The sequence below is a fragment of the Longimicrobiales bacterium genome (genome assembly GCA_035764935.1).
Classification (GTDB): domain Bacteria; phylum Gemmatimonadota; class Gemmatimonadetes; order Longimicrobiales; family RSA9; genus DASTYK01.
Map to the genome: position 1 here is coordinate 1 of DASTYK010000074.1, position 6,768 is coordinate 6,768.

The window sequence follows — 6,768 nt, forward strand, 5'->3', positions numbered from 1 at the left end:
CCCGACGCTTCTTTCCCATGTGGACACCTCCTGTCCCAACATGCCGATTGGGACTGCTTGGTGTCCACCAAACCGGGGCAGGGCCACTCTGTGTACTCTGTGTGAGACAGCGCGATCGACGCAGAGGCTCAGGTAAACCGCATCCCGTTCGGCGCCACCGTGCCCGGCTTCGGCTGCGGAGCAGGCTTCGGCTTCTGCGCCGACTTCTGCTTCGGTCCCCTGCCCTGCTGCCCCTGCCGCCGTGCCGCGCCCGCTTCCGGCTGCGCGCCGGTCTTCATCGTCAGGGCGATGCGGTTGCGCTCGAGGTCCACGCTCATCACGGTGACGCGCACCTTCTGGCCGACCTTGACGACGTCGTTCGGGTCCTTGACGAAACGGTCGGCGAGCTGCGAGACGTGCACGAGGCCGTCCTGGTGCACGCCGATGTCGACGAATGCGCCGAACGCGACGATGTTGGTGACGACGCCTTCGAGCGCCATCCCAGGCAGCAGGTCCTTCGGCTCGGTCACGTCCTCCCGGAACTGCACTGCCTCGAATGCATCGCGCGGGTCGCGGCCGGGCTTGCGCAGCTCGTCCAGGATGTCGGTGAGCGTGGGCATGCCGATGCCGGCGGCCTCATCGACGTAGCGGGCGAGCTGAATGCCGTCGATCAGCGTGTCGTTGGCGATCAGTGCGCGCACCTCGACACCGAGATCGGCGGCCATGCGCTCGACCAGCTCGTAGCGCTCGGGGTGCACGGCCGTGGCGTCCAGCGGGTGCTCGCCGCCGCGGACCCGCAGGAAGCCAGCGGCCTGCTCGAACGCCTTTGCACCTAGGCGCGGCACCTCGAGCAGCTCCTTCCGGCTCCTCAGCCCGCCCTTCCGGTCGCGCAGATCGATGATGTTCTTCGCGAGGGTCGGGCCGATGCCTGCAACGTAGGAGAGCAGCGGCGCGGACGCGGTGTTCACCTCGACGCCGACGCGGTTCACGCAGATCTGCACGACCTCGTCCAGCGCCTTCTTCAGCTTCGACTGGTTCACGTCGTGCTGGTACTGCCCGACGCCGATCGACTTGGGCTCGATCTTGACCAGCTCGGCGAGCGGGTCCTGCAGGCGACGCGCGATGGACGCCGCGCCGCGCAGCGAAACGTCGAGGTCCGGCAGCTCCTCGCGGGCGACGTCGCTTGCGGAATAGACCGACGCTCCGGCCTCATTGACGACGACGATCTGCGGGCGCGTGCCGTTCAGCTCGCGCACGATCTTCTTCACCGCGCTTTCCGTCTCGCGCGACGCGGTGCCGTTGCCGATTGCGACCAGCTCGACACCGTGCTGCTGGATCATGCGCTGCACCTCGCGCGCGAAGGCGTTCTCCTGGTGCAGGTAGATCGTGTTCGTCTCGAGCAGCGCACCCGTGCGCGACGTGACGACGACCTTCACACCCGTGCGGAAGCCGGGATCCAGCCCGAGCACCACGCGCTCGCCCGCCGGCGCCGCCAGCAGGAGCTGCTCCAGGTTGCTGCCGAAGATGGTGATCGCGTCGTCATCGGCGCCGTTCTTCAATTCGAGGCGCAGCTCGACCTCGATCGATGGTGCGAGCAGGCGCTTGTAGGCGTCGGCGACGACGGCCCGCAGCGCTTCGGTGGCGCGACGACCGGACAGGACGCGTCGTTCGAGGCCGGACGTGATCTCGTCGACGGGCGCCTCGATCGTCCAGCTCAGCACCTCTTCCGCCTCGCCGCGCCGGATCGCCAGCATGCGGTGCGACGGGATCTCGGTGAGCTGCTGCGAGAACTCGTAGTAGTCGCGGAACTTGGTCGGCTTGTCCGCATGCTCGGGGCGCACGCGCGAGGCGACGATGCCCTGTGCATGCGTCCGCTCACGCACCCAGCCGCGCAGCTCGGCATCCTCAGACACGCGCTCGGCGAGGATGTCGCGCGCGCCGGCCAGCGCGGCGTCGACGTCGGCTACTTCCTTTTCGGCATCGACGTACTGTGCGGCCGCGGCAAGCGCGCCGGCGTCGTCGAGCTCACCGCTCCAGATCGCATCCGCGAGCGGCTCCAGCCCCCGTTCCTTCGCGATGGTCGCGCGCGTGCGCCGCTTCGGCTTGTAGGGGAGGTACAGGTCCTCGAGCGCCTGCTTCGTATCCGCGGCGGCGATACGCGCTCGCAGGGCGTCGTCCAGCTTGCCCTGCTCCTCGATCGAGGCGAGGATCGCGCTGCGGCGGTCCTCCAGCTCGCGCAGGTACTCGGTGCGGTCACGGACGTCGCGAAGCTGGACCTCGTCCAGCCCGCCCGTCAGCTCCTTGCGGTAGCGCGCGATGAAGGGGAGCGTCGCGCCCTCGTCGAAAAGCGCGATCGTGCTGTCGACCTGCCGCGGAGACAGGTCCAGCTCCTCCGCGACCCTCTGAATGATGCTCTGCTGATCCATTCTCTACTGCTGATTCCGGAATCATCTGGGTGAACGTGGTGAAATATCGGCCGCCGCCCGGCCGCAGACCACGGTTGACAAGCACCGTCCGCCCGTTCTCTGGCACACTGGTTGCTCTACCCCACGAGCAGGTCCCTTTTGCCTCGGGAGGCAACATGTTGTGGACGATTGTCATTATTCTGCTGGTGCTGTGGCTGCTCGGACTGGTATCCGGCTACACGCTCGGCGGGCTGCTTCACATCCTGCTGATCGTCGCGATCATCGTTGTCCTGATCCGCGTGATCCAGGGCCGGAGACCCGTCTAGCGACGGAACACACCGGCAGGGCCGCAGACAGAGCGGGCGGCCCGGACGAGCCCCGCTGCCGGCGCAGCGGGGCTCTGTCATTTGGAAACCAGGGCGGCGATGGTGGCCAGATCAGTTGGCGAGCGGGGACCAGGCACGCGGCAGCGCGATCATGGACATGCCCCCGCCCGGACGAATCGTCATCCGGAGAAAGATGCCGTCCAGCTCGTTCCCGCCATGGCTGTGCGTGTACTGCGTGACCTTCCAGCCCGCAAACGTGCCGATCGCCGCCGCCGCCAGGACGTCGCTCGCCCAGTGCTGCTGCTCGTACATGCGTGCGACGCCGGAGAGGGTTGCCGCCGAATAGAGCAGCGTACCGATCCACCACTGGTCGCCAGGCTTGCGGATGCCCGCCTCACTCGTGAGGGCTGACGCCACGGCGAACGCGGCGCTGGTATGACCCGAGGGGAAGGACTGGAAGTCGTAGTCGAGCCCGCGGAACAGCTCGAAGTCCAGCGCGTCGCCCGGGCTCTGATAGGGTCTCGCGCGCCCGGCAACGATCTTGACCAGGTACGTCGCGAGCTCGGCAGTGACCAGGGCCGTCCCCGCATGCAGCCCGACGTCGGCCCAGCCCTCATTGTCGCCGATCAGCCCATACGCGTAGGCCGCTCCCGCGCCGATCACGGCACCGGGAAAGGCGAGGTCGCGAAAAATCACTGCCGTGCGCTGGAGCGTACGGTTTTCCTCGATCGCGGGCTGGCGAAACAACCCTGACAGTGCCTGGTCGGCGGGAATGAGCAGGAGCGTGCCGCCCGCGAACCCGGCACCCCACACCGCGTCCTCTGTGGAAAACAGGGGCTGGCGCTCGATCTGCTGGCCGGCCGCTGGCACACAGAGGCCCGACAGGAGTAGCAAGAGCGTCGCGATTCTAGTATGCATCAGCAGCCTGTTTGGGATCCGATGGCTCCACGAACCGGTATCATCATCTGCTGCACCCGCCGAAACAACCACCGGCCGCCGGGGGCCGCCGCCGAGGAGGCGCTGTGAATCGTCCGTCTTTCCGTCTGTCTGCTGCCCTTGTCGCGGCGGTCGTGCTCGCTGCCTGTGGTGATTCCACGGGACCCGACCCCAGGAAGGTCGAGTCCGTCGATATCTCGCCCGACGATCCCACGATGTTCGTCGGCGAGGAGGTGCAGCTGGAGGCGACTGCACGCAACAGCAGCGGCGAAGCGGTGAGCGGCAAGACCGCGAGCTGGTCGTCGAGCAATACCAGCGTCGCCACCGTGACTGCGAACGGCGGTGTCGTTACGGGCGTAGCCGCCGGCAGCGCCCAGATCACGGCGCTGATCGACGGGAAGTCGGCATCGGTCACCGTCACGGTCAATGTGTTCGGCACCAAGCCGACCGTGACCGGGATCAGTCCGAGCCCGCTCGTTCCGGGAGCCTCCGCGACACTCACGGGCGAGGACCTGACGACGACGACGCAGGTCTACGTGAACGGCGCCCGCGCCTTCGTCAGTGCAGCCAGTGCCACGAGCGTCCAGTTCCAGGTGCCCTGCGTGGCACCCGGTGCCGCAACCGTGGTTGCGCGCAACGGCTCCGCGGACAGCGATGCCTTTGCGGCGACCGTCAATGCGACGTCGTCTGCGCCCATGGCCGTGGGCGACTTTCGTACGCTTGCCGGTACGCACTGCCTGCAGCTGCCGGCGTCGGGGAACCAGACGTACCTGATTGGCGTGCAGTCGATCAGCGAGACCGTGAGCTCGCTGACGCCGGTCACGTTCGGCATCGACGGAGCGGCGGCTGCCGCCGCCGCCGACGTCGCAGCTGCCTCGGCGCTGGTCCGCACGACCCCTGCGCTCGGTGCGTTCCGGCCGACCCTGTCGGGTGATCCGGATCAGGCACGCTGGAGCGCACACCGACGGGCAGAGCACGATCTGCGCGCGCAGGACCTCGCGACGACGCGCGCGATGCTGCGGACGTTCGGCGGCCAGGGCGGCATCGCCACCTTCGAGTCGACGACGGCAGCCGCGGTCCCGGCCGTGGGTGACGTCGTCGAGATGCGCTACCCGGATACGGCGCCCGGCAAGAACCTGTGCACGGATTTCGTACCGGTCACCGGCCGGGTACAGCACGTCAGCGCGCGCGCGATCTTCGTCGCGGACACGGCCAATCCCGATAACGGCTTCACCGCCGCCGACTACACGCACTTCGGCAGCGTCTTCGACGACAGCATCTACGACCCGCAGGTCACGTACTTCGGCGCGCCGACCGACCTGGACGACAATCAGCGGATCATCGTGCTGCTCACCAAGGAAGTGAACCGGCGCGACAACATCCTCGGCATGGTCGTCTCGTCCGACTTCTTCCCGCGCGGCACGGGGGCAGGTCAGTGCGCATCCAGTGACTACGGCGAGATCTACTACGGCCGCGTCCCGGATCCCAACGGCGAATTCGGTCAGGCGTACCCGGTCGCTTCGGCGCGACTGGACGTGCCGGCGCTGATCGCGCACGAGATGACGCACATCATCCAGTTCGGCCGCCGGCTGCAGGTGCCCAACGCCACGGATTACCAGGCGCTCTGGGAGATGGAGAGCCAGGCCACCCTCGCCGAGGAGGTGATCGGCCATCGCTTCAACCTCCGGCAGACCGGCCAGAACTACGGGTTCGACGTCGCATGGGAGAACTGCGAGTCGAACGCCACCGGCATCGCCTGGTACTGCGACAAGTTCCAGGACCTGGCGCTGTACTACGGGTTCCTGTCGGCGACGACGCGCGCGCCGGGTGCGCCGGAACAGTGCACGTTCGTCGGCCGGATCGAGGCGATTCACAACGTGCCCTGTCACGAGGGCCAGAAGCAGCGGGCAGTCTACACGGGCTGGTCGTTCCTGCGCTGGCTCTCGGACCACTACGGTGACGACCTGGGCGGTGAGGGCCAGCTGCACCGCCAGCTGATCGACAACACCATCGGCGGCTTCCAGTCGATCGCGGACGTGGTCGGCGTGCCGATCGACGAGCTGCTCGGCCGCTGGGCTGCGACACTCTACACGGACGACCGGTTCGCCGGTGTCGGCGGGCTGCTGTCGCTGCCGAGCTGGAACCTGTACGACATCGAGCAGCACCTGAACGTGAACGCCCACCTGGAGCCGTACCAGCACACGTTCACCGATGCTTCGCGCGACGTCTCCGTCCGCGCGGGATCGAGCGCGTACTTCCTGGTGAGCGGCTCCCGCCTGGCCACGGCGATCCGCGCAACGTCGCCCAACGGTGCGACGCTGCCGTCCCCGATGCGCCTGTGGGTCGCACGGGTCCAGTAGTGCGCTCCGTGGTCGCTGCCCTCGGGATCGCCCTGCTCGCGGGAGGGTGTGCCGCGCAGCAGCCGCTGCGCGGCCGCGTGGCCGTCACGAGCATGGGGCCGCGGCCGCTCACGACCCTGGTGACGGACAGCACCAGCCCCATGGTGCTCGAGGGACCACTCGAGCCGGAGCTGCGCCAGGTCAACGGCGCGTACGTCGAGGTGCAGGGGAAGCGCACGGAAACGCCACCGCACGGCGGCATCGAGGTCGAGCACTACGTGATCCTCGAGATCGAGGGCGAGGAGCCATATGTCGGCAGACTCGACTCCACGGGCACGCAGCTCACGACCGAAGACGGCAGTCTGCTCCGGCTGGTGGGGCTGCCCCGGCCGATCCACGGGGCCGCGCGGATCTGGGTGATCGGGGATCGTCGCGGGGACGTGCTGGAGGTGCGGGCTGCGGGAGTGCTGGCGCGCGACTGACGTATTTCACCGCGGAGGCGCTGAGGGCGCTGAGCGTAGCAGGCAATGTTGCTCGCATTACCGTTCCATTCGATACGCGCAACCTTGCCTTGAATAATCACAGGCAACGTTGCTCGCGTTGCCGCCCCATTCGATACGCGCACGTTGCCTTGAATAATCACAGGCAACGTTGCTCGCGTTGCCGCCCCGCTCGATACGCGCAACGCTGCCTTGAATAATCACAGGCAACGTTGCTCGCGTTGCCGCCCCGCTCGATACGCGCAACGTTGTCTCGCAACCGCGGCATCGCGAACAGAAACGG

5 protein-coding genes are annotated in these 6,768 nt (G+C 67.7%); 3 read left to right on the forward strand and 2 right to left on the reverse strand.

Annotation, left to right across the window (positions count from 1 at the left end):
* Positions 1-128 precede the first annotated feature (128 nt).
* A complete protein-coding gene (locus VFU06_05875) occupies positions 129-2,405 on the reverse strand; it encodes a Tex family protein (GenBank protein ID HEU5208923.1) in 2,277 nt (758 codons plus the stop codon).
* Between the two features lie 155 nt (positions 2,406-2,560).
* Here VFU06_05875 and VFU06_05880 point away from each other — a divergent pair, with 155 nt between their 5' ends.
* Positions 2,561-2,710 (forward strand): lmo0937 family membrane protein, encoded by a 150-nt coding sequence (locus tag VFU06_05880; protein ID HEU5208924.1) that lies wholly within the window; start codon positions 2,561-2,563, stop codon positions 2,708-2,710.
* Positions 2,711-2,821: 111 nt separating this feature from the next.
* Here VFU06_05880 and VFU06_05885 read toward each other — a convergent pair whose 3' ends face one another.
* Complete coding sequence (locus VFU06_05885) at positions 2,822-3,628, reverse strand: phosphatase PAP2 family protein (protein ID HEU5208925.1); 807 nt, start codon at positions 3,626-3,628, stop codon at positions 2,822-2,824.
* Between the two features lie 104 nt (positions 3,629-3,732).
* On the opposite strand from VFU06_05885, the gene VFU06_05890 reads away from it, so the two are divergent.
* Both VFU06_05890 and VFU06_05895 read left to right on the forward strand, forming a co-directional pair.
* On the forward strand, positions 3,733-6,006 hold the full coding sequence (locus VFU06_05890; protein HEU5208926.1) for an Ig-like domain-containing protein: 2,274 nt from the start codon (positions 3,733-3,735) through the stop codon (positions 6,004-6,006).
* 8 nt (positions 6,007-6,014) lie between these two features.
* Positions 6,015-6,467 (forward strand): hypothetical protein, encoded by a 453-nt coding sequence (locus VFU06_05895; GenBank protein HEU5208927.1) that lies wholly within the window; start codon positions 6,015-6,017, stop codon positions 6,465-6,467.
* Positions 6,468-6,768: the final 301 nt, after the last annotated feature.

Excerpts from the sequence above, each read along its gene's own strand:
- VFU06_05875 (HEU5208923.1), bottom strand. The coding sequence starts at position 2,405 with ATGGATCAGCAGAGCATCATTCAGAGGGTCGCGGAGGAGCTGGACCTG.
- VFU06_05880 (HEU5208924.1), top strand. The coding sequence starts at position 2,561 with ATGTTGTGGACGATTGTCATTATTCTGCTGGTGCTGTGGCTGCTCGGA.
- VFU06_05885 (HEU5208925.1), bottom strand. The coding sequence starts at position 3,628 with ATGCATACTAGAATCGCGACGCTCTTGCTACTCCTGTCGGGCCTCTGT.